The organism is Pseudomonas sp. OF001 (assembly GCF_904426495.1).
Lineage (GTDB): Bacteria > Pseudomonadota > Gammaproteobacteria > Pseudomonadales > Pseudomonadaceae > Geopseudomonas.
In genome coordinates this window covers 88,682-113,727 of record NZ_CAJGBM010000008.1, presented here as the reverse complement: position 1 = coordinate 113,727, position 25,046 = coordinate 88,682, and the positions used below count along the sequence as shown (strand labels likewise).

Sequence of the window (25,046 nt, the reverse complement as noted above, 5' to 3'; positions counted from 1 at the left end):
CCCCCGCGCCCCCCCTCCCCCCCCCCCCCGCCCCCGCCCCCCCCCCCCCCCCCCCCCGCTCCGCCGGCAATCCGCCGCCGGAAGCACACGCCTGTCCGCCTGTCCGGCACGCCAGTCGAGCGCGTGGCGGCGGCAATCTGCCGCCGCCACCACAAGAACGCCTGTTTTTCGTCGCAACGCATGCGCAAAAAAGAAATATCCAGCATATCGCCAAAATAATGGCGATATGCTATCATTTACATATAACTAAAAACATGCGTGTCGCTGTCGCCTTGCCCCTTGCGATCCGCACGAGGATATTCACGGATAGAAAATGCCCCGCAGCCAGAGCAACCCCCTCGACGCGCCCCGCGCCTCCGTCAGCATCGCCACGACCGACAACCTCACCGACTTCTACCTGCTCGCCCAGGTGATCGAATCCGGCGGCTTCTCCGCCGCCGCCAAGCGGACCGGGATCAGCAAGTCGCGCCTGAGCCGGCGCATCATCGAACTCGAGCGGCGCCTGGGCAGCCAGCTGCTGCTGCGCAGCACCCGCACGCTCACCGTGACCCCGGCCGGCGAAGAAGTCTTCCAGCACATCCAGGACATGCTCCGCGCCGCCCGGGCCGCCGAAAGCAGCATCCAGCAGTTCCTCGAGGAGCCCTGCGGGCTGGTGCGCATCTGCACCCCCCCTCTGGTGGAGGAGCTGCTGGCCGAGCCGCTCGCCCGCTTCGCCATGCTCCACCCCCGGGTACGCATCGCCCTCAGCCCGGGCGACGGCGTGCGGGAGCTGCTCAGCCAGCGCGTCGACCTGGCCTTCAACCTCGGCGCAGTGCCCGGCGACAGCCTCGAGCTGGTGCTGCACCCCCTCGCCCAGTTGCGTCTGGTCTGCGTGGCCAGCCCCGCCCTGCTGGAGGAACTGGGCCAGCCGCAGAGCCCCGAACAGGTCGACCAGAGCCGTTTCCTCAGCCTCGGCCTGCCCCATGCGCCGGAAGCCTGGCAGTTGCGCGACGCCACGGAAGCCGGCGGCAATCCGAGCTACGTGTCGCACAGCCTGACGGCGCTGCGCAGCGCCGCCCGGGCCGGCCTCGGCCTCGCCCAGCTGCCGCTGTACGCCTGCCTCGACGATCTGCACGAGGGCCGGCTGCAGCTCGCCCTGGAGCACTTCGAGCCCGCCCCCTGCCCGATCCAGGCCATGACGCCGCCCGCCCGGATGGTGCCCCAGGCGGTGCGCGCGCTGATCCAGTTCCTACGCGAACAGCTGCCCCACTGCCAGGCGCGCGGCATCCTCGCTCCGTAGCCGGCCTGAGGGGCGGCCGCTCACATCCCCTCCACCCGCACCCGGTACTCGACCCGTCCCTCGGCGCCCGACGGCAGGGCGCCGCCGAGACGCCAGACCACCGCACCGACGCCGCCCTCGGCAGGCGCCTCGCTGGTCGTGCAGCTGGCGATGCCGGCCGGCAGCGGCAGGCGGCACGCCGCGCTGCCGCCGACGTAGACGGTATAGGCCGGGGTGGCGTCGCGGATCTCCACATCGCTGACGCTGTCGGCGCCGGCATTGCGATAGGTCAGCGTATAGGTCAGCACGTCCCCGGCCATCGCCGTGCCCCGGTCGACCGCCTTGAGCAGGACCAGCGCCTCGCGCTCGCTGGCCGTGACCAGGTCCTGCACGCTGCGTGCGCTGCTGCGCAGGGGCTGGTCCGCCGCGTCGGCATAACTCATCTCGGCACGCAAGGCGGCCCGCCACTGGGCGTTGATCGGCGCTCCCGAGGGCACCAGCACGCGCAGCAGCAGGCAGTGGCGCTGCCCCGCGCTCACCGCCAGCGCGGCGCCCAGCACCGCCTCGCCGGCGTCGAGGCTGCCGTTGCAGTTGGCATCGCCGAACAGCCGGGTATCCCAGCCGGGAATGTCCGGATTCGGCAGCGGGTCGGCCACGGCGAATCGCACGCTGCCGCGGCTGGGCGCGGTGAAGGTGTGCGGCAGGTACAGCGTGCTGCCCGGCGCGGAGGAGCGCACCTGGTCCGGCGCCAGGACCGGCTCGCGCACGTCGCCGAAGTCCACGCCCTGGTAGCTGCCGCCCGCCGGGGTGAAGCGCAGACGATCGTCGAACGGCGAGGGATTGTCCGGTGCCGCGATGTTGCCGGCGCTTTCGCTGATGGAGAGAAAGCCGGCCGGGGTGTCGGCGACCACTTCGAGATCGCCGCCAGTCGCCGGCAGGATGAAGCGGTAGGAGCCATCCGCCGCGGTCCGGGTCTCGGCGAGCTGCGTGGCCCCGGCATCGAGCAGACGCACGCTGACGCCGGCCAGGCCGCTCTCGGCGCCATCCGGGATGCCGTTGTGGGCGATGCCGCCTCCCGCGCCGTTGTCCTCGAACACCCGCCCCTCGAGCAGGTTGCCGCCACGCCGCAGGCCGAAGTCCTGCCCGCTCGCAGCGCCGGCCACGACCAGGTCGAGACGGCCGGAGACCGGGGCGACGAACTGGAAGCCGGCCGGGCTGGCCACGCTCGCCGACAGCTCGGCATCGGTCACCAGCAGCCGGTAGGGGCCGACCGGAACCCCGGCGAAGGCATAGGTGCCGGCCCCCGCGTTCACCTGCAGCGACTCGACGACCTCCCCGGTATCGCGGACCAGGCTGACCCACAGTGGCGCGCCGGCCGCCCAGTCCTCGCCGCCGTCGCGCACGCCGTTGCCCTGCAGGTCCTCGTAGACCTGGCCGGAAATCGCATGGCCCGGCTCGGTGGCGATCACCACCGTGGAAGTGTTGTTGGCCAGCGCCGGGTCGGCGGCATCGGCCGCCCGCGACACCGTGGCGGTGTTGGACAGCGTCGCCCCGGCCGCCGCAGACAGCGTGCCGCGGATGCGGAACACCGCCCGGGCGCCGGCACGCAGGCTGACCAGCGCGTCCAGGTTGCCCGTGCCGCTGGCCGTGGCGCATGCCGATACCTGATCCGCCGGCAGCAGCCCCGGCTCGACGATCTCGCAGCTCCAGCGCAGCCCCGACAGGGTGGCGGCGAAACTGTCCTGCACCCGCGCATCGCGGGCGAAGGTGTCGCTGCTCAGGTTGTCCACGGTGAGGGTGTAGGCCACCGCACCGCCGCGCCCCACCGGGGCGAAATCGGCGGTCTTGACGATGCGCAGGTCGGCGGTGCGCACGGTCACCTCGGAAGACACCGCCGGCTGGTCGGAGGGCACGTAGGTCCAGGCATCCAGCCCCTTTTCGTTGCCCCAGGTGCCGCTGTAGCTCATCGCCGGCGAACTGCTGCTGGACAGCCCCTCCAGGTTGGTCAGCGGCACCGGCTGCCCGCTGCCGGCCACCAGCGAATGGTCCCAGTACAGCAGGTCGTCGGGCCACTGGCTGGCGGACGGCCCGTTCAGGCGGCGCACGGTGAGCCGCTGGCTGCGCTCGACGTCGAAGAACGGGAAGTGGATCTCGCCACCGAACAGGGTGGCGGTGAAGTTGTAGGACAGCGTGCCGCTGGTGTAGATCGGGTTGCCGGCGCCGTCGAGGCCATCCCACACCAGGCTGCCCTCGCCGGGCGGGGCGACGCCGGTCAGCACCCGGTCGACGTTGACGCCGTTGGCGCTCAGCGGAATGACGATGCGCACCGACAGGGTCTCGCTGGCCGAGTTGGTGTAGTAGAAGGTGCCGCCGCCGCCGCTGACCCCGGCCGCCTGGCCGCTGGTGCCGTCCTTGCCGACGAAGCGCACGTCCTCGACCTGCGGCGGCAGGATCGGCAGCGCCAGACGCAGCCAGTCGTCGCCGCCGGCCCAGTAGCTGGCCTCGCTCGGCAGGTCCGCCGCCGGCGGGTTGAAGAACGTCTTGTGGGTGACGTTGATCCCGGAGTCGGACTGGTCGGGACGGTGGAAGCTGTAGCCGGCCTGCAGGACGCCAGAGGAAGTGGCCAGCGACTTGAACACCGGATTGCCGGTCGAGGACGACAGGAAGCCGCGATTGTTGGCGAAGAATATGTAGCCGAAGGGATCGACCACCTGCTGCTGGCTGAACAGGTAGCCCTCGTTGTTCAGCACGTAGACGTTCAGGTAGACGTAGTTGTTGCCGTTGCCGCCGGAGTTCAGCGGCAGGTAGTCGGCCCATACCCGCCCGCTCAGCGGCGTGTTGCTGCTGGCACTCTGGAATACCGTCACGTCCCAGGCGGCGATCAGGCTGCCAGTGCTCGGCTGGCTCCAGATGGCGTTCGCCAAGAGCCCAGTGGGGGGGTTGGTCGCAGCGCCGTCGGGACCGAGGAACTCCACGCGCCAGATGCCGGTTTCCCCCGCCGGAACCGTCACGTAGCAGGGCGCGAAGCCGGCGGAGTTGCCGCCGCCGGGATAGCGTGGCCCGTTCACCTCCTCGGTACGGTTGGCGATGCGTCCCGGCCCCGTGCCGATGCAGTTCCCTGACGTGCCGCTCGGTGTGGTGTAGCGGATGCCACCGGTGCTGCCCAGGCCGTGGGCGCTCGAGCCGAGGGCGATCACCTCGCCGGCCTGGGCATACACCTCGATGGAGTTCCTGCGCGGAATACCGGCAAAGGTCGTCAGTCCCGAGGTGTTGTATTCCAGCCAGGCGCGCAGCCCCGAGGCCCCGCTCGGGTGCAGGTTGCGACTGCCCTCGGCCCAGGCCAGCGTCCCCACGGCCAGCAGCAGCAGGCCCAGCAGCATCCGGTTCATCGCTCACTCCAGCCAGCGCAGGTTGTTTTCGTCGAACTTGAAGCGCAGGCGCAGATAGGGCCCCTGCTGCGTGTAGTCGACATCCTCGAAATCCCGGTCGTGGTAGCCGGCGAAGTTGTAGCCGCCCGACACCCACAGGTTCTTCGCCAGCAGGTAGCCGACCTCGGCGCCGTAGCCGTACTGGGTGCTGCCCGGATCGAACAGACGGCTGACGTTGAAGCCCAGGTCCCAGCGCTCGGAGAGGTCGTACAGCACTCGCCCGGACAGCAGGTGGCCGGTGAAGCGGTTGTCGACGTCGCCATTGTCGTCGTTCACCTGCTTGAAGGCATAGCGGCCGGACAGGACCCACTGGCGGTGCGGCTGGTAGTTGACGTGGCTGGACAGCACGTGGGCGTGGCGGCGCTCGTCCTCCTGCTCGTCGCGGTCGTAGCGCGACTCGTAGCGCCCCAGCCAGTTCCAGCGGTTGACCTCGGTCTGCCGCCAGGCCAGACCGAGACGCAGGCGGTTGCGCAGCAGGTCCCCGGAGTCGTCGGTCAGCCGCTCGACCAGCGACACGGTGTTCTTGCCGAGGAAGCTCCAGTCGCTCGACAGCCGGCGCACATAGCTGACCGTGTGCAGCAGGCTGTTCTCGGTGTCGCTCTCGCGCCATTCCAGGCGGGTGCCGCCCTTCCACAGCGGGTTGGCCGTGTAGTGCAGGCCGAGGGCGATGGCACTGTTCTCCTGGGACAAGCCGTCGAGCGGGTGCACCCGCTCGAACTGGGTGGTCAGACGCAGGCCCGGCTGCAGCGCCCAGCCGTTGCGCAGGCCCATGGCCGCCTGGGCCGAGGGGCCGTCGATGGCGTCGCGCACCCGGTATTCGCTGAACACGTTGCCGTCCTCGCGGTAGTCGTGGTCGAGGCCGAACACCGTGGTGTTCTGCTGCTCGCTCAGCTCGGACAGGCCGAAGGCGCCGCTCAGGCTGGAGATCAGTTCATGGCGGGCATACAGGCGGCCGCGCTGGCTGATCTGGTAGTCGCCGCCGATGCCGAACATGCGGTTGGCGGAGGCGGACAGGTCCTGCTCGTACTCGCTGTAGACGTTGGCGCGCGGCAGGAAGTCGGGATTCCAGCCGAGCTTGCCGTAGGCCGAGGTGACGTCCCGCGCACCGGTGGCCAGGCTCTCGCCGAGGGGCGCGGCCTCGTCCTCGCGGGTGTAGCGCAGGCCGGTGGCCAGGGTGACGCGCGGCGTCAGCGCATACTCGGTGCCGCCGTAGAGGCCCTGGCGGCGCCCGCCGGTGTCGAGGCTCTCGGTGTGCAGCGCCTCGGCGTTCAGGCGCAGCTGCTCGGTCACCCGCACCGCCGCGTTGACGCCCAGTTCGCGGCGCCCGGAGCTCAGCGCCGCGTTGGGGTTGTTGAAGGTCTCGTCGCTCTGCGCGGCGAACACCCGCCCCTCGACGTCGCGACCGGTGCGCAGCCATTCGGCGCGCCAGGCGTTGCCGGCGCTCCCCAGATCCTCCTCGGAGCGGGCGGCCTCCAGGGTCAGGCTGTGGTCCTCGGCCAGGGTTACGGTGGCGTTGAGGCCGAACAGCGAGTAGCCCTCCACCGGATCGTCGTTGCGCACCACCGAACCGCCGACCTCGAGGAACTCGGTGAGCCGGTAGCGGCCATCGGCGCCGTAGACCCAGAACGTCTCGCCGCCGCTGTCCACCTCCCAGGTGATGCGGATGAACACCGGGTTGAGGTTGGCGTCGACGCTGGCCACCGGCCGGCTGAACATGATCGAGCCGGCCAGCTCGTCGACGGTGTAGTCGACGAAGCGGGTCAGCGTGCGGCTTTCCAGGACCACCGAGGGCTGGTTGCGGTCGCGCACGAGGATCTCGATCTGCTCGCTGTTGCGCAGGAAGCCCGAGCCGGGCAGGCGGTAGGGCCCGGAGATGCCCTGGGCACGGAACTCGTTGACCTGCTGGCGGCTGCTGTCATGGCTGGCGAACAGGTTGACCACCACGCGATCGGTCTCGATGTGCTGCTGCACGCCGGTGAGACTGCGGCTGTAGTTGGCCAGCTGGCGGGCCGGCTGCGGATCGGCGGCGGTGTTGAAGTCGCCGTACAGCAGGTAGGAACGGCCCTTGTCGATGCGCACGTACAGCGGGCTGGTCGACTGCGCGTCGAAGCCCTTGATCGAACTGTCGCCGTAGACCGGATAGAAGCTCTCCGGCTCGATATCGCGGAACAGGCGGTCGCGGGTGTCCTTGTCGGAGTCGTAGGCCAGGGTCAGCAGGTAGTCGCCCTTGACCTTGCCCTTGAGGAACATCGAGCCGCGCGCGCCCACGCGGCTGTCGCCACCGCCCCCGCTGAGGCGGCGGATGTCCTGCTCGAAGGTGTCCTCGGGGCTGACCGCGGCCATGGCATCGGCCGACAGGCGATTGATGCCGACCGCCCCCTCGATCACCCCGGTGGCGACCAGCGGCCGCAGGTAGGGAGTGAAGGCCAGCCGCTCCTCGGCCTCGAGCACCCCACTGCTGACGCGGACCCGGGCGCTGCCGGGATCGGCCGGCGGAATCAGGTCGAACAGCGCCTCGCCGCCCTGCACCAGGGTCTGCACGCCCTCCTGCAGCGGATCGAGGTCCTCCGCGTCCCAGCGCCCGGCGCTGCTCTCCAGGGTGATCAGGGTGCGCGCGGTCACCGGCACGTCGTCGGCATCGCGCAGGCGCACCATCACCGGAATCGGCGTCTGGCCGTCGGCGACCCCGCCCGACGGCGGCAGCACCAGCAGGAGCTTGCCGGCGCGACCCGGCGCGATCAGGGTGATCTCGGTGGACTCGCGCAGGTTGCCGAAGGCGTCCAGCGCCTCGGCGCGCAGCCGGTTGCTGCCCGGCTTCAACTTGACGCCGATGTACTCCCAGGCCAGCAGCTGGCGACTGGGCATGCGCGCCCGCTGGCCGACCCGGCTGCTCGGCACTTCCTCGCCGTTGACCAGCAGGCGGAAGAAGGCGCCATCGCGGCCGACGAGGCGCACCGACAGGTCGGTGCCCGGCAGGGTGTCGCCGTCCGTCAGGTCCAGGAAGCCGAAGCGGTTGTCGCTGCGCTTGAGCAGCAGGCTCTCCAGGCTGACGCTGAGCGAGCGGCTGACCGGCGCCTCGCTCAGGCGTGCCGGTCGCGCGCGCTCCGCCCCGTAGGCCGCCAGCGGCGTCTCGGCGACTATCCGGCCACCGGCATCGAGCACGCCGCTGGCCGGGCGCGCGCGCAGGTCGTAGTTCGGCGCCGCCTCGGTGCGCAGGTGCGCGGTCAGCGCTTCCTCCTCGCTGCGCGCCGGCGGCGTCTCGCCGACGCTGCGCCGCCGTTCGATCTCCTCGCGGAGCGGCGCCGCGCAGGAGTCCGTGGCGAAGTCGGCGCGGTGCAGCTCGCCGTTTCGCAGGTCGACGAAGCGGCTCTGCGCATCGCCGGCCTGCCGGTTGGCGATGGTCTCCATCTCGGCGCCCGCCGGCAGGGTGATGGGGTCGAGCTTGAGGCTGTGGGTCCGCGGCGACACGCCGTAGAAGCTGTACTTGCCCTCGCTGTCGGTGATCACGAAGCTGCCGTCGTCGAGGTACAGGCGCACGCCGGGGATCCCCGGCTCGCCGGGATCCTGCACCCGGTTGCGGTCGCAGTCGGCGTACACCTTGCCGAGGATGAAGGCGTCGTCGGCGAACACGCCCTTCTCGATCTGCACGGCAAAGCGCGCCAGGTTGGAGGAAACGTCGCCGCTGTGCGCCTGGGCCTGGTTGATGCCGTCGCCGGCGGTGGCGCCGCTGCCGACGCGGACCGTGTAGTCCAGCTGCAGGCTCCTGCCGCTGGCCAGGCTGCCGACCCGGAACACCAGGCGGCGCCCCGGCAGGCGCGCCGGATCGACCGTCAGCTCGCGATCCTGGCGGGTACTGCCGGGCAGATAGGTGAAGCCCGCCGGCAGGCGATCCTCGATGACCAGGTCGTCCAGCACCCGGCCGGTGTTGTTGCTCAGGCGCAGGGTGTAGCGCAGCGTCTCGCCGATCTCGACGCTGTTGCGTGCCCCCTGCTTCTGCAGGGCCAGGCCGGACAGCGTGCCGGGGTCGAGGGGAACGTCGAGGAGCACCGCGGCATCGACGCGGAAGCGCCCGCCGAACGAGCCGTCGCCGATGCGCCGGCCCGCCGGCTGCTGCGCCGCCGGCACCTGCGAGGGGAAGCGGTAGCCGTTGGGCGGGGTGACTTCCAGCCGGTAGTCGCCGGCCGCCACCAGGGGGAACTCGTAGCGGCCGTCGGGGCCGGTCACCACGCTGCTCGGCGCCGGCTGGGCATTGAAGTCGAACACCGTGGCCGGCCGCTCGCCGGCCGCGCCGATCTCGATCAGGCGCACCGTGGCCCCGGCCAGCGGCGCGCCGCTCTGCGAGTCGAACACCACGCCGGCCGGGTCGATCAGCACGGCCGCCACCAGCGTCTGCCCGGCGCAGCTCAGGGTGGCGGTCACCGTGTCGCTGGAGGCGACCTGCACGGTTCCGTCGCTGCTGACCTGGCGATTCTGCGGCCAGGGCGCGGTCGGTACGCTGGTCAGCACGAAGATGCCGGTATTGGGGCCGGTCTCGGTGATCGTCAGGGTTTCCAGGTCGCCGGACAGCGCCGTGCTGAGGTTCAGCGGCCAGCTCTCGATGCTCGCGGCGCCGAGGTTGCAGGCGGCAGCCTCGGCGCGCAGGTTGAGCGGCAGGCCGCTGCTGCTCAGGGTGACCTTGTCGACCAGCCGCGGGTCGCGGTAATCCAGGGCGCCGGGCTGGACCGGCAGACTGACCCGGGCCGGATTCGACTCGACGCGCTGCTCCTGCGCGCCGACCAGGCCTTCCACCGTCGCCGTGTTGACGACGGTCCCGCTGGCCGCGGCGCCCAGGCGCAGGTCGAACTCCAGTTCGGCCTGGCTCAGCGCCGCCGGAGCGGGGAAGCCGAAGGCGATGGCGTCGATGCGCCCGCGCTCGGCCGGCGCCTGGCTCTGGTACTCGTCGCGCGGCATGCCGGCCAGGTGGTACAGCGCCTGGGCGCCGCCGCCGGCCACGAAGGCGACGAACTCGGTGTTGGTCGGCAGCGGATCGCGGACCAGCAGCAGCTCCTGCAGGGCGCCATCCACCAGCACCGGCTTCGGCCGCCAGCCGTCGCCGCTGTTCAGCGCCAGGCGATAACGCAGCGTCGCGCCGGGGATCGCGCTCTGCGGGGTGACTTCCTTGTCCAGGCGCGGGGCGACCGTGGAGTCGATGGTGACGCTGTCGTCGACCTGCGCCGAAGCCCCGGCCGCGCCATGCGCCGACAGCTGCAGGAGCGCCTGGCGGCCGTAGGCGAGCGCGGCGGGCACGCGGGCGGTGAGGAGCAGGTAGAGGCGCTGGCCCGCGGCCAGCGTCAGGCTGCTGCCCGGCGGCAGCGACGGCTCGCCGGCGTCGGCCAGGCCATTGCCGTTGAGGTCCTGGGTCAGTGCCAGATCGTTGAGGTCGAAACCGTCGCCACTGCGGTTGGCGAACTGCAGGGTCAGCGTCGTGGCGACGTTGCCCGTGTTGATCAGGGTGTGGGCGAGCGCGACGCTCGCACCGGCGGAACTCCGTACCGCCAGGTCGGGCAGCAGGGCGATGCTCTCCACCGCCGCCACCTCGGTCTCCACGGTGTTGGAGCGCAGGCGCACCAGGCTGCCGTCCGTCTGCCGGTATTCGGCCTGCGCCTGGTTGCTGATCAGGCTGCCCGCCGACGGGGTGGTGCCGGCCCAGGCAGCGACGGCCAGACCGAGCAGCAGCAGGCCGCACAGGATCCCGCGCAGGATGCGGCGGGTGCCATGGGCGAGCGCGACTGCGGGCATGTCGGCGGAAGTCAGCATGGAGGGGCGCGGAAACTCGTGGACGGATTGCCGGAGTCGGCCCCGGGGAAGCCCCCGGCGCCGGATTGTTCGCAAGGGCCGGGCCCGGCGGGCAGCGCCCGCCGGGCCCGGCACCGGGGCTTACTGGTCGATCTTCACGCGGAAGGTCAGGACCGCGGAGCTGCCGGAAGCCACGCTGGCGAAGTTCGCCACCACCTGGCCGCTGGCGCCGTTGGCCGGAGCACTGTTGACGTTGCCGGCCGGCACGGTGACGGCGCTGTTGCCGACGTAGCTGGTGAAGGTCGGCGTGGTGTCGGAGATGCTCGCCGCGCTGATCGGCTGGGTGCCGAGGTTGCGCAGGGTGACCTCGTAGATCAGGCAGGCGCCCGGCCTGGCGTCCAGGCGGCCGGTGGCGGTGAAGCTGCCGTCGGCGGTGCCGTCGCAGGTCGCATCCAGCGCCTGGCGCTTGATGACCTGCACGTCGCCGGACACCACGATGGAGGTGTCGGTGGCCTGGTTGTTGGTGGCGTCCGCGTCGCCGACGGCGGAAACACCGACCGAGGTGGTGTTGGCCGCGCCGTTGTTGGCGCCGGACGGCGCGAACACCTGGATCAGCAGCGGTACCTGGGCTCCGGGCGCCAGGGTGGCGCCCAGCGCCGGATTGGCCGCCAGGATGTCGTCGACGTTGTCGACGCGCACGTCGCCGGCACCGATGGCGCCGTTGCCGTCCAGGTCGTACCAGATCAGCGAGCTCCACAGCGCAGCGGAATCGCTGTTGCTCAGTGCCGCAGCGCTGACGCCGACGTTGCCGTTGTTGTTCAGGGTGTGGGAGTAGACCACCTGGCCGCCGGCGAACACCTGCGAGGTGTTGTTCGGCGTCACCGACAGGTCGACCACCTGGTCGACGGTCACCGCGTCGTGCTTGACGTCCAGCGCGCCGCTGGTCGGCGACAGCGCACGGAAGAACAGGCTGGTGGTGCCCGGCGTCGCGCCGGCCGGCACGGCCACCTCGGCGGTGATCCGCAGGCTGGCGCCGGCGGCGATGGTGCCGGTGTTGCTGATCACCGCGCCGGTGGCCGCGTTGCGGAAGGTCACGCTCCAGCCGGCCGGCAGGCTCAGCGCGGCGAAGGTGTTGTTGGTGCTGGCCGCCAGGTTGTAGCTGTCGAGCACCGCGCTGTTGTTGTTGACGAACAGGGTGAAGGCCGTGGTCTGGCCCGGCTTCACCGAGTTGGTGGTCACCGCCGCAGCTTCACCGGTCGGCTGCACGCCGGCACCCGGGGCGCCGGCGCCGGCGCTGTCGTTGGTCAGGTCGACCGAGTTGGCGGTGATGGCCAGCAGGCGGTCGGTCACGCTGTCCTTCACGCTCGGGTTGACCTGCGAGGTGGCGGTCTTGGTCACGTCGAACGGACCGCTGCCGGCAGCGCTGTTGGGCAGGATCACGCGCAGGTGCACGTGGAAGCTCGCCCCCGGCGCCAGCGGGCCGCTGTCCGGGATGCCGTTGCCGTTGCTGTCGGTCAGCGGAGTGCCGTCGGCGCCGCGCAGCTGGAAGCTGGTGCCGGCCGGGAAGCTGACGTTGCTGTAGGTGATGTCGAAGGTATCGACGCCGTTGCCCTGGTTGACCACGACGTTGTCGAAGGTCAGGGTCGACCCCTGCGGCACGGCGGCGCTGCTGACCACGTCGTTCTGGTTGCCGTCGGAATCGCTGCTCGAGGACTCGTCGGAAAGCTTGACGGCGGCACTCTGGGTCACGGTGAAGTTGGAGATGTTGGTCTCGTCGCTGACGGTGGTGGCGCCGTTGCCGTATGCGACCGTGGCCTTGTTCGGCACCAGGCCCGGGGCGGTGGCCGCCTTGATGCGCGCCTTGAAACGCACCCAGCCGGACTGGCCCGGGGCGACGCTGGCGATCACCGCCGCGACGCTCTGCCCGCTCACCTCGTAGGCGATGCCGGCCGGATCGGCGCTGTTGTCGTCGGTCAGCGCGGTGCCGGTCCCGCTGACGCTCCAGCGACCGGTGCCGGCCACGTACTCGTAGCGGTTGTCCAGCAGGTCGGTGAGGGTCAGGTCGGTGGCGGCACGGGTACCGTTGTTGGTATAGGTCAGGGTGACTTCGACCTCGCTGCCCACCGGACCGGACTGCAGGCTCAGCGCCTTGGTCACCGGCACCACGGCCACGTCGCCGGAAACGGTCACGGTGTCGGTGTTGGTGTCGGTCACGCTGCCGGTGTACTGGCTGGTGGCGGTGAGGGTCAGCTGGCTGGCCTGGGCAGCCAGGGCGCCGGCCGGCACCTGGGCGGCGATCACGACGTTGTAGCTGCCGCCCGCCGGCAGGGTCGGGGTCACGGCGAGCGCATCGAAGTTGTCCGGCACGCCGTCGCCGTCGGCATCGGCATAGACGGTGATGCTGCCGAAGGCGAAGCCGCCGCCGGCCACCTGGGCCGCGACCAGATCGTAGATGTCGTTGCCGTTACCGGTGTTGGTGACGGTATGCGGCAGGTAGATGGTCGAGCTGGGCGCCGCGACCTTGTTCTGGTCGGACTCGACGTCCACGCCGGCCACCTGCAGGATGTTGGTTTCGACCAGGTTGGAGGTGGTGGTGCGGGCATTGCCGCCCACGTCCACGTAGCTGGCGGTGGCCTGGTTGCCGATGATCGAGCCGGCCGGCGGTGCGGCGGCGAAGGCCTGCGCCGACAGCAGCGCACTCACCGCCAGGGTCAGCACGACGATCAGGGCGAGCCAGATCCTCTTCTGCCACTCCATCGATCGAATGGTGCCGGCATTCCCGCCGACACCTCCTGGTATTGTTTCTGTCATGGAACACTCTCCTTGATTGCAGGCGCAGAACGCCCTTGGCTCTACTGGGCTGGGAAGTCGCGACGAGCGCAGGGATGGACAGCCTGCCGGGCAGGCCGCCGGAAACCGGTCGACGGGGTCGGATGCGTGGAAAGCGCGCGCAGGCCGGCCGCCATGCCCCGGTGCGGGGGCGCGGCCTAGCTATGGGCGGGCGATCGGCGGGCGGTCAGGGCGTGCCGGGCTTCTCCGGCTCGGCGACCTGGACGCGATAGGAATAGGTCTGCGGCTTGCCCTTCTCGAGGGGCTGTCCGGCAGTCCACTGCACGTGGGAGTAGTGTTCGGGCGGTACCACTTCCTCGCCCTTGCCGTCCGCAGCCTTGCGCTTGAGCGGAGCGGCCTGCCAGGTGACGCCACCGTCGTGGCTGAAGCGCAGGCGTGCGCGCACGTCGCTGCGGGCACTGTCCGCCACGTAGCGGGTGCCGGCGGGCACCGGGCCCTTGACCTTCAGCTGGGAGACCGGGGTGCTTTCGCTGTTCTTGTAGGTGAGGCGGTATTCGATGACTTCGCCGGGACGCACCGACCTGGCTTCCTCGAAGGTCTCGCGTCCATCCTGATCCTCGATGACCCGCAGGGCCTCCATGAAGCTGTCAACCTCGGCCAGGGCGGGAGCAGCCGGTACTACAGCCACCAGCAGGGGCAGCAACATCCTGAACACAGTCATCGAAGCATCCTCGGCGAAACGCGATCCGTCAAAAAATCACGACCATGTGATTCGGCAATGGCTTCCAGCACTCCGTTTCGTCAAAAACATGGCCTGCTCGTCAAGGATAAGGACGACCATTTCACACAACAAGATGAAACATCAGGAAACACCATCCCGAAATCGGGACAGTCCGCGCGCCGGGACACCGGTCCCGGCGGCGACGGGCGCTACAGCGGCTTCTCGAACACCTTCGACTGCCTCTGGAAGTTGTACAGCGAAGCGCGCGCCGGCGGCAGGCGGTCGACGCTGCACGGCTTGAAGCCGCGCTCCTGGAACCAGTGGGCGGTGCGGGTGGTGAGCACGAACAGGGTCTTCAGGCCCTGGGCGCGGGCGCGCTGCTCGATGCGTTCGAGCAACTGGTCACCGCGCCCGCCCTGGCGGTATTCGGGGTGCACAGCCAGGCAGGCCAGCTCGCCCCAGTCGGAGTCCGGCACCGGATAGAGCGCGGCGCAGGCGATGATCAGGCCATCGCGCTCGACGATGCTGAACTGGCCGATCTCGCGCTCGAGCACCTCGCGCGAGCGGCGCACCAGGATGCCCTGCTCCTCCAGCGGGCGGATCAGCTCGAGCAGGCCGCCGACGTCGTCGATGCCCGCCTCGCGCAGCTGCTCGAACTGCTCCTGGGCCACTAGGGTGCCGGCGCCGTCGCGGGTGAACAGCTCGTTGAGCAGCGCGCCGTCCTCGGCGTAGCTGACGATGTGGCTGCGCCGCACGCCGCCGCGGCAGGCCTGGGCGGCGGCGTCGAGCAGCTCGCCCTGGTAGTCGCTGCCCAGCCGTGCCAGGTGCGGTGGCACCTGCTGCGGGCGCAGCTCGCGGACCAACTGGCCGGCCTCGTCGAGCAGGCCGCGGGCGGCGCCGAACAGGATCAGCTTCTCGGCCTGCAGGTCGATGGCCGCGCTCATCGCCACGTCCTCGCAGGCCAGGTTGAAGATCTCGCCGGTCGGCGAGTAGCCCAGCGACGACAAGAGGACGATGCGCCGCTCGTCGAGCAGGCGCTCGATGCCCTTGCGGTCGATGCGTCGCACCAGGCCGGTGTGCTGGTAGTCGACGCCGTCGACCACGCCGATCGGCCGCGCGGTGACCAGGTTGCCGCCGGCCACGCGCAGGCGCGCGCCCTGCATCGGCGAGGCGGCCATGTCCATCGACAGGCGCGCCTCGATGCCCAGGCGCAGGCCGCCGACCGCTTCGACCACGCATTCCAGGGTAGGCCCGTCGGTGACCCGCAGGCCGTGGTGGTAGCGCGGCGCCAGGCCGCGGGCGGCGAGGCGCGCCTCGATCTGCGGACGCGAGCCGTGGACCAGCACCAGGCGCACGCCGAGGCTGTGCAGCAGCACCAGGTCGTGGACGATGTTGGCGAAGTTGGGGTGCTCGACCCCCTCGCCCGGCAGCATGACCACGAAGGTGCGGTCGCGGTGAGCGTTGATGTAGGGGGTGGCGTGGCGCAGCCAGTTGACGTAGTCGTGCATGAGGAACCTGCCTGTGGGTACTGGGGGTGCCGATGCTCCGGCGCAGGCACCCGGCCCGGACGCTGGGCGTCCCCGGCCATGGAAAAGCGGACGCCGAGCGTCCCGGGCGACGCTCCCACGCGGGAGCGTGGGAGCGATCGGATCAAGTTCGCGCCGGCGGCGTCGGTTGGGCGTCGAGGCAATAATGCCCGATCAGCTGGCGCAGCAGCTCGACGGTCGGCGCGATGCGCGCCAGGTCGAGGTACTCGTCCGGCTGGTGGGCGCAGGCGATGTCGCCGGGGCCGAGGACGATGGTCTCGCAGCCGAGCTGCTGCAGGTAGGGCGCCTCGGTGCCGAAGGCCACTGCCTCAGCCGCCTGGCCGGTGAGGCGCTCGGCCAGGCGCACCAGCTCGCTCTGCGCGCTCTGCTCGAACGGCGGCACGCCGGGGAAGATCGGCCCGTAGTCGATGCGCACGCCGCGCTGCTCGGCCAACGGCTGCAGCTTGGCGCGGATCGCCGCGCGCAGCTGCTCGGGGTCCATGCCCGGCAGCGGGCGCAGGTCGAACTCGAGGGCGCACTGGCCGCAGATGCGGTTGGGATTGTCGCCGCCGTGGATGCAGCCCAGATTGAGGGTCGGCTGCGGCACGTTGAACAGCGGGTTGCTGAACTCCTTCTGCCACTGGACGCGCAGGGCGAGCAGCTCGCCGATCGCCGCGTGCATGGCCTCCAGCGCACTGCGCCCGAGCGTCGGGTCGGAGGAATGGCCGCTCTGCCCATGGATGTCGATGCGCTCCATCATCACGCCCTTGTGCAGGCGGATCGGCCTCAGGCCGGTCGGCTCGCCGATCACCGCGGCGCGGCCCAGCGGGCGGCCAGCCTCGGCCAGGGCGCGCGCGCCGCTCATCGAGCTTTCCTCGTCGCAGGTGGCGAGGATCAGCAGCGGCTGGCGGAACGGCCGGTCGAGCAGCGGCTTCACCGCCTCGATGATCAGGGGGAAGAAGCCCTTCATGTCGCACACGCCCAGGCCATACCAGCGGTCGTCGGCCTCGCGCAGGGCCAGCGGGTCGCTCCGCCACAGCGCGGCGTCGAAGGGTACGGTGTCGCTGTGCCCGGCCAGCACCAGGCCGCCGGGACCGGAGCCGTAGGTCGCCAGCAGGTTGGCCTTGCCGGGGGCGATGTCCTGGATCTCGCAGGCGAAGCCGAGGTCGGTCAGCCAGCCGGCCAGGCGCTCAATCAGCGGGCGGTTGGGCTGGTCGAGGCTGGGCTGGGTGCAGCTCACCGTCGGCAGGGCGATCAGCTCGGCGAACTGCTGCTTGAGGCTGGGAAGGGGCATGGCGGCACTCCGGAAACAGTGCCCTGCATGATAGGCCGCGCGGGCCGAGGGGGAAACCGCCGCGCCCGCACGGGCAGGCGCGGCGGCCGGATCAGGCGAAGATCGCCTGGAGGATCTCGAAGAACAGGATCGCCAGGATGGCGCCGGCCGGCAGGGTGATGATCCACGACATGAAGATCTTGCCGATCACGCCGAGGTTCAGCGCACCGATGCCGCGGGCCATGCCGATGCCCAGCACGGCACCGACCAGGGTGTGGGTGGTGGACACCGGCAGGCCGATGGCCGAGGCGCCGACCACGGTGGAAGCGGTGGCCAGCTCGGCGGCGAAGCCGCGGCTGGGGGTCAGCTCGGTGATTTCCTTGCCGATGGTGGCGATCACCTTGTAGCCGTAGGTGGCCAGGCCGACCACGATGCCGATCGCACCGAGCAGCAGCACCCAGCCCGGCACCGCCGACTTGGCGGCGATGTCCGCGGCGCCGCCGGATTGGATCACGCCGACGATGCCGGCCAGCGGGCCGACCGCGTTGGCCACGTCGTTGGCGCCGTGGGCGAAGGCCATCGAGCAGGCGGTGAACACCATCAGCACGGCGAACACCTTCTCCACGCTGGCGTAGTGGAAACCCTTGTCCGCCTCGGCATCCACCTGGATGCGGGAGAGGATGGCCATGCCGAGCAGCATCACCAGCACGCCGATGCCCAGCGCCAGGACGATGCCCTGTCCACTGGAAAGGTGCAGGCCGACATGCTTGAGGCCCTTGGTCACGGTCATCAGCGCGACCATGAAACCGGTGAGGAACATGTAGACCGGCACGAAGCGCTTGGCGTTGCGGAACGGCTCATCGGTATCGATGATCAGCTTCTGCACGCTGACGAACAGGCCGAAGGCGACCAGGCCAGAGAGGAACGGGGTGACCACCCAGCTGGCGACGATCGGGCCGATGGCGCTCCACTGCACCGCGTCCATCGACACGCCGACCGCGGCGAAGCCGATCACCGCGCCGATGATCGAGTGGGTGGTGGATACCGGCCAGCCCTTGGCGGTGGCCACCAGCAGCCAGGTGCCGGCCGCCAGCAGCGCCGACATCATGCCCAGCACCATCAGGTCGGGGGTGATCACCGTCGCATCGACGATGCCGTTCTTGATGGTCTCGGTCACCTCGCCGCCGGCCAGGTAGGCGCCGCAGAACTCGAAGACCATGGCGATCAGGATCGCCTGCTTGATGGTCAGCGCGCGCGAGCCGACCGAGGTGCCCATGGCGTTGGCCACGTCGTTGGCGCCGACGCCCCAGGCCATGAAGAAGCCGAAGGCACAGGCGAGTACGAGGAGTACGAAGCCGTAATCCGCAATAAGAGACATAGGAGGTTTCTCGTTGATCCCAGACAGAACACCGGCGCATCAGCGCGCCAGCAGTTGCTCCAGACGGTTGCCGACCCGCTCGGCGCGGTCGGCCACGTCACCGATCCATTCGATGATCTGGTAGAGGAACATCACGTCGACCGGCGGCAGGTCCTTCTCCAGCTTGAACAGGCCGCGGCGCACCTCGACCTGCAGGCGGTCGGTGTCGTGCTCGATGACCTCGATCTCCTCGACCATCTTCTCCACGAGGGTCGCCTCGCGGCCGGCGAAGCCGGTCTCGAGCAGCTCGTCCAGTTCGTTCATCGCCTTCAGCGCCTGGGCGCTGGCATCGACGGTGCGCTGCACGTAGGCCAGCATCAAGGGCTGCAACGGACCGGGAATGGTCATCTGGCGGCCCAGCATCAGGCCGGCGATGTCCTTGGCGCGGTTGGCCACTTTGTCCTGTACACTGAGCAGCTCGAGCAGGTCCGAGCGCGGCACCGGCAGGAACAGGCTTTTCGGCAGATGGATGCGCACGCTCTTCTTGAGCTTGTCGGCTTCCTGCTCCAGTCGCGACATCTCCTGCTGAATCTGCTCCACCCGCGGCCAGTCCTCGGCGACGACGGCCTGGAAGAAGGGCAGGAGATTCGCAGCGCACTCGTGCGCCTTGGCGATGTGCTGTTGCATCGGCCCGATGGGGGAGCGCCCGAACAGACTGACGAAGGGATTGATCGGCATGGGTGAGACCCTGTTGGAAAGAATCCTGATTATAAAGCTTTCGTGACATCCCGCTCAGCCGACGGCAAAACTCCCCTGCACGCAAGCGTATGCAGGTGTTTCGCCGCCTCCGGGCAGAAGGCCATACGGTCCGCACGGCCTTCTGGCATAATCGCGCCCCCAACAAAACCGCAAGAAAACCTTCATGTTCGATCTCTTCAGCGGACTGGATGCCTGGGTCGTGGTCAGCCTGATCCTCGCCCTCTTATTCGTCCTCAGCTTCGAGTTCATCAACGGTTTCCATGACACCGCCAATGCGGTAGCCACGGTGATCTACACCAACGCGATGCCGCCGCATCTGGCGGTGATCTTCTCGGGCATCTTCAACTTCCTCGGCGTGCTGCTCGGCGGCGTCGGCGTCGCCTACGCCATCGTCCACCTGCTGCCGGTGGAGCTGCTGATCAACGTCGACACCGGCAGCGGCCTGGTGATGGTGTTCGCCCTGCTCACCGCGGCCATCGCCTGGAACCTCGGCACCTGGTACTTCGGCATCCCGGCTTCCAGCTCGCACACCCTGATCGGCTCGATCCTCGGCGTCGGCCTGGCCAACGCCATGCTCACCGACATCCCGCTGGGTGACGGGGTGAACTGGCAGAAGGCCATCGACATCGGCATGTCGCTGATCTTCTCGCCGCTGGCCGGCTTCAGCATCGCCGCCCTGCTGCTGCTGCTGCTGCGCAAGCGCTTCCCGATCAACAAGATGCACGACACCCCGCACATCCGCTCGCAGCACAAGGGCAAGAAGCATCCGCCGTTCTGGAACCGCCTGGTGCTGATCCTCTCGGCCATGGGCATGAGCTTCGTGCACGGCTCCAACGACGGTCAGAAGGGCATCGGTCTGATCATGCTGGTGCTGATCGGCATCGTGCCGGCCAAGTTCGTTCTCGACCAGGGCAGCACCACCTACCAGATCGAGCGCACCCGCGACGCCGCCATCCACCTGCAGCAGTTCTACGACCGCAACCACACGCAACTGCAGGACTACCTGGCCCTCGGCAAGAACCGCACCACCGAGCTACCCAAGCACTTCCGCTGCGATCCCAAGCTCACCGAGCCGACCATCGCCGCCCTGCTGCACGACTTCGAAGGCATCACCAACTATCAGGACATGCCGGCCGAGAACCGCATCCAGGTGCGCCGCTACCTGCTGTGCCTGGACGACACGGCGAAGAAGGTCGGCAAGCTCGCCAGTCTGTCCAAGGCCGAGAAGACCGACCTCGAGAAGCTGCGCAAGGACCTCACCGCCACCACCGAGTATGCGCCCTTCTGGGTGATCCTCGCCGTGGCCCTGGCGCTGGGCATCGGCACCATGATCGGCTGGAAGCGCGTGGTGCGCACCGTCGGCGAGAAGATCGGCAAGCAGGGCATGACCTACGCCCAGGGCATGTGCGCCCAGGTCACCGCCGTGTTCGCCATCGGCATGGCCAACGTCTACAGCCTGCCGGTGTCGACCACCCACATCCTCTCCTCCGGGGTGGCCGGCACCATGGTCGCCAACCGCAGTGGCCTGCAGGGCGGCACCATCCGCACCATCCTGATGGCCTGGGTGCTGACCCTGCCGGCGTCGATGGCGCTGAGCGCCGCCTTCTTCTGGGTGGGCAGCAAGCTGTTCGTCTGAGCGATAATGCCGCGGTGATCTCGAGAGGGGGCTTCGGCCCCCTTTCCCTTTATGGCCGCCCGACGCGGCTCAACCACCTGTGAGTCGATGATGGTCAAGGAAACCGAAATCAAGCTGCGCGCCAGCCGCGCCACCCTCGCCGCCCTGCGCGAGCACCCGCTGCTGAAGAAGCGCAACAAGAGCGGCTGGCAGCACGCCGAGCTGTTCAACCAGTACTTCGACACCCCCGAGCGCGACCTGGCCCGCGCCCGCGTCGCCCTGCGCCTGCGCCGCGACGGCGAGCAGCACATCCAGACCCTGAAGAGCCGCGGCCAGAGCGTCGCCGGGCTGTCCGAGCGCAACGAGTGGGACTGGTACCTGGACAAGGCCAGGCTGGACCTGAAGAAGCTGACCGACGAGTGCTGGCCGGCCGAGCTGGCCGGGCTGGACAAGAAGAGCCTCAAGCCGATCTTCACCACCGACTTCGTCCGCGACCGGGCCGAGATCGCCTGGGGCCGCGGCAAGGCCAAGGTGGTGATCGAGGCTGCGCTGGATCTGGGCAAGGTGATCGCCGGCAAGCAGGAAGAGGAAATCTGCGAGCTGGAGCTGGAGCTGCGCGAGGGCGACCCCGCCGCGCTGCTGGAGCTGGCCGCCGAACTGGCCGCCACCCTGCCGCTGATGCCCTGCGACATCAGCAAGGCCGAGCGCGGCTACCGGCTGTTCGACCCGGCCTGCTACAGCGTCAGCCTGCCGGAGCCGGCGCTCGACGCGGCCATGACGCTGGACGACGCCTTCGCCGCGCTGGCCTGGCAACTGCTGGGCAACAGCCAGCGACTGGCCGAGCAGTACCGCTTCAACGGCCACTGGAAGCTGCTGGAGCAGTGGCTGCAGCAGCTCATCGACCTGCGCGCCCTGCTCGGCAGCCTCGGCCAGGCCGCGCCGCGCGCCAGCTCGCGCGAGCTGCGCGAAGCGCTGGATGCCCTGCTCGAGGACTGGCGCCCGCACGTGCAGGCCGGCCAGGACGACGACGCCGTGCGCCAGGCCGCTCCCGAGCAGTTCGCCGAGGAACTCGGGCAGACGCGCTGGGGGCTGTTCTCGCTGCAGGCCTCGCGCTGGCTGCTCAGCCGCGCCTGGACCGAGCAGCGCAACGAGCGCGGCCAGCGTGCCGGCGCCGCCGCCTTCGGCCGCTGGCTGGCCCGCCAGCTGGGCGAGGAGATCGCCGCCCTGCCGCTGGAGCGCTACCAGCGCCAGCCCTACGACCTGGCCGAACAGTTGCCGCGCCTGGAGCGCATGGCCGCCTGGCTGCGTCCGGCCCGCGGCGTGCTGGACATCCCCGAGGCCGACCGCCTGTACGGCGAGCTGCACAAGCTGGTCGAGCTGGCCAACCGCCCGGCCGACGAGGAAGTGCTGCAGGCGCGCGCCGCGCAGGTGCAGACCCTGTGGATGCTCAGGGGCTGGAAGGCCCTGAAGTAAGGCGCCGACACCCGTAGGGTGCGCCGCGCGCACCACCCACCGTGCGCGGGTGCGCAGGGCGCCCTACGGCAAGGTCGATCACCCGAAACATGATCCACCCCGGCGACAGCCCACGCGTTTCCCGGCATGCTGGCGCCCTGCTCCAGCCGCCCGCCCGAGGAATCCGATGACCGCCATGACCACGCCCGTCCAGGACCGCTGGCTCGACCTCAACGACCTGCTGCGCGAACTGATCCAGCGGGGGCGCATCGACCAGGCGGAGGCCGAGCAGTGCCTGGCCATCCGCCGCAGCAGCCTCAACACCCAGCAGCACCCGCTGGAGTTCCTCGCCGCCCAGCAGCTCGACGACCGCGCCCGACCGGGACGCAAGCTCGACCTGGAGAGTCTGACCCAGTGGCTGGCCGAGTACGCCGGGCAGCCCTACCTGCGCATCGACCCGCTGAAGATCGACGTCGCCGCGGTCACCCCGCTGATGTCGCACGCCTTCGCCCAGCGTCACCGGATCCTCGCCGTGGCGGTGGATGCCGAGAGCGTGACCATCGCCAGCGCCCAGCCGTTCGTCACCAGCTGGGAGGCCAACCTCACCCACGTGCTCAAGCGCAGCATCCGCCGCGTGGTGGCCAACCCGGCGGACCTGCAGCGCTTCACCCAGGAGTTCTACCGCCTGGCGCGCTCGGTCAGCGGCGCCTCGGCCTCCGAGCAGAAGATCAGCGGGGTCGGCAACTTCGAGCAGCTGCTCAATCTGGGCGCGGCGGACGGCGAGCCGGACGCCAACGACGCGCACATCGTCACCATCGTCGACTGGCTGTTCCAGTACGCCTTCCAGCAGCGCGCCAGCGACATCCACATCGAGCCGCGCCGCGAGCAGGGCACCGTGCGCTTTCGCATCGACGGCGTGCTGCACAACGTCTACCAGTTCCCGGCGCAGGTGATCATGGCCATCGTCAGCCGCCTGAAGAGCCTCGGGCGGATGAACGTGGCGGAGAAGCGCAAGCCGCAGGACGGCCGGGTGAAGACCAAGTCCCCCGACGGCGGCGAGATCGAGCTGCGCCTGTCGACCCTGCCCACCGCCTTCGGCGAGAAGCTGGTGATGCGCATCTTCGACCCCGAGGTGCTGCTCAAGGGCTTCGACAAGCTCGGCTTCTCCGCCGACGACCTGCGCCGCTGGCAGAGCATGACCGCGCAGCCCAACGGCATCATCCTGGTCACCGGGCCGACCGGCTCGGGCAAGACCACCACCCTGTACACCACCCTCAAGCAGCTGGCGACCGAGGAGGTGAACGTCTGCACCATCGAGGACCCGATCGAGATGATCGAGCCGGCGTTCAACCAGATGCAGGTGCAGCACAACATCGAGCTGACCTTCGCCAGCGGCGTGCGCGCGCTGATGCGCCAGGACCCGGACATCATCATGGTCGGCGAGATCCGCGACCTGGAGACCGCAGAGATGGCCATCCAGGCGGCGCTGACCGGCCACCTGGTGCTGTCCACCCTGCACACCAACGACGCGCCCAGCGCGATCAGCCGCCTGCTCGAGCTGGGCGTGCCGCACTACCTGCTCAAGGCCACCATCCTCGGCGTGATGGCCCAGCGCCTGGTGCGCACCCTGTGCCCGCACTGCAAGGCGCCGCACACGCTCGACGCCGCCGACTGGCAGGAGCTGACCCGGCCGTGGAGCGCGCCGCTGCCCGGCGGCGCCATGCGTGCGGTGGGCTGCAACGAGTGCCGCGACACCGGCTACCGCGGCCGCGCCGGGGTCTACGAGATCATGCTGATGAGCGACGGCCTGAGGCAGCAGATCCACGCCGACACCGACCTCGCCGCGCTGCGCCGCCAGGCGTTCAAGGAGGGCATGCGCAGCCTGCGCCTGTCCGGCGCACAGAAGGTCGCCAGCGGGCAGACCACCGTCGAGGAAGTGCTGCGGGTGACGCCGCAGAGCGATCAGCGGTAGGTCGGGTTAGCCGCAACGCGGCGTAACCCGACGTGCCGGCCGACAGGCCGGCCATCGGACCCGGGTGATGGGGATGCCTGCGGCATCCATGTCGGGTTACGGCCGGAGGCCTGCCCCGACCTACGCCTACGCGGAATTACTGCTTGAGCGCGGCGAGGATCGCCGCGACGCCGGCCTGGGCGCACTGCTCGTCCTGCGCCGCGGTGGCGCCGGACACGCCGATGGCGCCGACCACCACGCCATCGACCTTCACCGGCAGGCCGCCGCCGAACATGGCCAGGCGCGGGCGCTGCAGCAGGCCGTCGCGCACGCTGGGCGGCATGCTGGCCAGGCGCTCTTCCCAGGCGCTGGTGGCCAGGCCGAAGCCGGCGGCGGTCCAGGCCTTGTCGTGGGCGATGTCGCGGCTCGGCGCCGGCGCGCCGTCCATGTGCGCCAGGTTGAGCAGCTGGCCGCTGGCGTCGACGATCGACACGCTGACGCGCACACCCAGGCGGCGCGCCTCGGCGAGCGCGGCGGGCATGGCCAGCAGGGCCAGGTCGAGGGACAGGGACGGTTGATTGCGCAGCATAGGGGACCTCGCGGGAAGTTGTTGTTGTGGGGAGGCAAACAAACCCCGCCGCAATGCGCCGCGGGGCGGATTTCTACAGCTCAGGCGCTCTTGCGCGGTGACGGCGCGCCGGGCTCGATCTTGGCCAGCTCCTGGAGCAGGCGCATCAGGGTCTGGAAGTTCTCCGGGCCGAACTGGCGCTGGATTTCCTTGTACTGGCGGGCCATCTCGCCGCTCATTTCCTCGAACAGCGCACTGCCCTTGGGGGTCAGGCTGACGCACAGGCGGCGCTGGTCGTTGACCGGCTTCCAGCGGCGCACCAGGCCGTCGCGCTCCAGGCGCACCAGCACGCCGGTCATGCTCGGGCGCAGGATGCAGGCCATCTCCGCCAACTGGTGGCTCTCCAGTTCGCCGTGCGGGTACTGGCTGAGGATGCGGATCACCCGCCACTGCTGTTCGGTGAGGTCATGCTGGTTGAGCAGCGGGCGGAAGAAGCTCATCGCCGCTTCGCGCGCCTGCAGCAGGGCCAGGGTCAGGGACGGATCTTGTTTGGGCATGGCGGCCATGATGTTC

Annotated in this window: 14 protein-coding genes; 4 read left to right on the top strand and 10 right to left on the bottom strand. The window is 69.9% G+C overall.

Annotation, left to right across the window (positions count from 1 at the left end):
* Positions 1-313 precede the first annotated feature (313 nt).
* Entirely contained in the window at positions 314-1,279 is a 966-nt protein-coding gene (locus RA210_RS06520) for a LysR substrate-binding domain-containing protein (RefSeq protein ID WP_136489805.1), read from the top strand.
* 20 nt (positions 1,280-1,299) lie between these two features.
* Here the strand turns inward: RA210_RS06520 and RA210_RS06515 are convergent, their stop codons facing one another.
* From RA210_RS06515 to RA210_RS06480, 8 genes are all read right to left on the bottom strand, one after another.
* Positions 1,300-4,647 (bottom strand): SdrD B-like domain-containing protein, encoded by a 3,348-nt coding sequence (locus RA210_RS06515; protein WP_201485795.1) that lies wholly within the window; start codon positions 4,645-4,647, stop codon positions 1,300-1,302.
* Between the two features lie 3 nt (positions 4,648-4,650).
* Positions 4,651-10,482 carry an SdrD B-like domain-containing protein gene (locus RA210_RS06510; protein WP_201485794.1) on the bottom strand — a complete coding sequence of 1,944 codons (5,832 nt, stop codon included), beginning with the start codon at positions 10,480-10,482 and terminating at the stop codon, positions 4,651-4,653.
* A 120-nt stretch (positions 10,483-10,602) separates the two neighbouring features.
* Positions 10,603-13,272 carry a beta strand repeat-containing protein gene (locus RA210_RS06505; protein ID WP_201485793.1) on the bottom strand — a complete coding sequence of 890 codons (2,670 nt, stop codon included), beginning with the start codon at positions 13,270-13,272 and terminating at the stop codon, positions 10,603-10,605.
* A 205-nt stretch (positions 13,273-13,477) separates the two neighbouring features.
* On the bottom strand, positions 13,478-13,972 hold the full coding sequence (locus RA210_RS06500) for a DUF11 domain-containing protein (RefSeq protein WP_201485792.1): 495 nt from the start codon (positions 13,970-13,972) through the stop codon (positions 13,478-13,480).
* A gap of 209 nt (positions 13,973-14,181) precedes the next feature.
* On the bottom strand, positions 14,182-15,480 hold the full coding sequence (gene argA, locus RA210_RS06495; RefSeq protein ID WP_136489810.1) for an amino-acid N-acetyltransferase: 1,299 nt from the start codon (positions 15,478-15,480) through the stop codon (positions 14,182-14,184).
* 142 nt (positions 15,481-15,622) lie between these two features.
* Positions 15,623-16,792, bottom strand: a complete 1,170-nt coding sequence (gene argE / locus RA210_RS06490; RefSeq protein ID WP_201485791.1) for an acetylornithine deacetylase — start codon at positions 16,790-16,792, stop codon at positions 15,623-15,625.
* Positions 16,793-16,883: 91 nt separating this feature from the next.
* A complete protein-coding gene (locus tag RA210_RS06485; RefSeq protein WP_201485790.1) occupies positions 16,884-18,149 on the bottom strand; it encodes an inorganic phosphate transporter in 1,266 nt (421 codons plus the stop codon).
* 39 nt (positions 18,150-18,188) lie between these two features.
* Complete coding sequence (locus RA210_RS06480; RefSeq protein WP_136489813.1) at positions 18,189-18,866, bottom strand: TIGR00153 family protein; 678 nt, start codon at positions 18,864-18,866, stop codon at positions 18,189-18,191.
* 184 nt (positions 18,867-19,050) lie between these two features.
* Here RA210_RS06480 and RA210_RS06475 point away from each other — a divergent pair, with 184 nt between their 5' ends.
* The 3 genes from RA210_RS06475 (at position 19,051) to RA210_RS06465 (ending at position 23,926) form a co-directional block, all read left to right on the top strand.
* Positions 19,051-20,523 carry an inorganic phosphate transporter gene (locus RA210_RS06475; RefSeq protein ID WP_201485789.1) on the top strand — a complete coding sequence of 491 codons (1,473 nt, stop codon included), beginning with the start codon at positions 19,051-19,053 and terminating at the stop codon, positions 20,521-20,523.
* A gap of 90 nt (positions 20,524-20,613) precedes the next feature.
* On the top strand, positions 20,614-21,975 hold the full coding sequence (locus RA210_RS06470; RefSeq protein ID WP_201485788.1) for a CYTH domain-containing protein: 1,362 nt from the start codon (positions 20,614-20,616) through the stop codon (positions 21,973-21,975).
* A 175-nt stretch (positions 21,976-22,150) separates the two neighbouring features.
* Positions 22,151-23,926 carry a GspE/PulE family protein gene (locus tag RA210_RS06465; RefSeq protein ID WP_442963381.1) on the top strand — a complete coding sequence of 592 codons (1,776 nt, stop codon included), beginning with the start codon at positions 22,151-22,153 and terminating at the stop codon, positions 23,924-23,926.
* Positions 23,927-24,062: 136 nt separating this feature from the next.
* Here the strand turns inward: RA210_RS06465 and RA210_RS06460 are convergent, their stop codons facing one another.
* The gene (locus tag RA210_RS06460) at positions 24,063-24,494 is read right to left on the bottom strand and encodes a GlcG/HbpS family heme-binding protein (protein ID WP_201485786.1); all 432 of its coding nucleotides are present in this window, start codon (positions 24,492-24,494) and stop codon (positions 24,063-24,065) included.
* An 80-nt stretch (positions 24,495-24,574) separates the two neighbouring features.
* Positions 24,575-25,030 carry a homoprotocatechuate degradation operon regulator HpaR gene (gene hpaR, locus RA210_RS06455; protein ID WP_201485785.1) on the bottom strand — a complete coding sequence of 152 codons (456 nt, stop codon included), beginning with the start codon at positions 25,028-25,030 and terminating at the stop codon, positions 24,575-24,577.
* Positions 25,031-25,046 lie beyond the last annotated feature (16 nt).

Bases quoted from the DNA above. Each gene is read 5' to 3' on its own strand.
- RA210_RS06520 (WP_136489805.1), top strand. From the start codon at position 314: ATGCCCCGCAGCCAGAGCAACCCCCTCGACGCGCCCCGCGCCTCCGTC.
- RA210_RS06515 (WP_201485795.1), bottom strand. From the start codon at position 4,647: ATGAACCGGATGCTGCTGGGCCTGCTGCTGCTGGCCGTGGGGACGCTG.
- RA210_RS06510 (WP_201485794.1), bottom strand. From the start codon at position 10,482: ATGCTGACTTCCGCCGACATGCCCGCAGTCGCGCTCGCCCATGGCACC.
- RA210_RS06505 (WP_201485793.1), bottom strand. From the start codon at position 13,272: ATGACAGAAACAATACCAGGAGGTGTCGGCGGGAATGCCGGCACCATT.
- RA210_RS06500 (WP_201485792.1), bottom strand. From the start codon at position 13,972: ATGACTGTGTTCAGGATGTTGCTGCCCCTGCTGGTGGCTGTAGTACCG.
- argA (WP_136489810.1), bottom strand. From the start codon at position 15,480: ATGCACGACTACGTCAACTGGCTGCGCCACGCCACCCCCTACATCAAC.
- argE (WP_201485791.1), bottom strand. From the start codon at position 16,792: ATGCCCCTTCCCAGCCTCAAGCAGCAGTTCGCCGAGCTGATCGCCCTG.
- RA210_RS06485 (WP_201485790.1), bottom strand. From the start codon at position 18,149: ATGTCTCTTATTGCGGATTACGGCTTCGTACTCCTCGTACTCGCCTGT.
- RA210_RS06480 (WP_136489813.1), bottom strand. From the start codon at position 18,866: ATGCCGATCAATCCCTTCGTCAGTCTGTTCGGGCGCTCCCCCATCGGG.
- RA210_RS06475 (WP_201485789.1), top strand. From the start codon at position 19,051: ATGTTCGATCTCTTCAGCGGACTGGATGCCTGGGTCGTGGTCAGCCTG.
- RA210_RS06470 (WP_201485788.1), top strand. From the start codon at position 20,614: ATGGTCAAGGAAACCGAAATCAAGCTGCGCGCCAGCCGCGCCACCCTC.
- RA210_RS06465 (WP_442963381.1), top strand. From the start codon at position 22,151: ATGACCACGCCCGTCCAGGACCGCTGGCTCGACCTCAACGACCTGCTG.
- RA210_RS06460 (WP_201485786.1), bottom strand. From the start codon at position 24,494: ATGCTGCGCAATCAACCGTCCCTGTCCCTCGACCTGGCCCTGCTGGCC.
- hpaR (WP_201485785.1), bottom strand. From the start codon at position 25,030: ATGCCCAAACAAGATCCGTCCCTGACCCTGGCCCTGCTGCAGGCGCGC.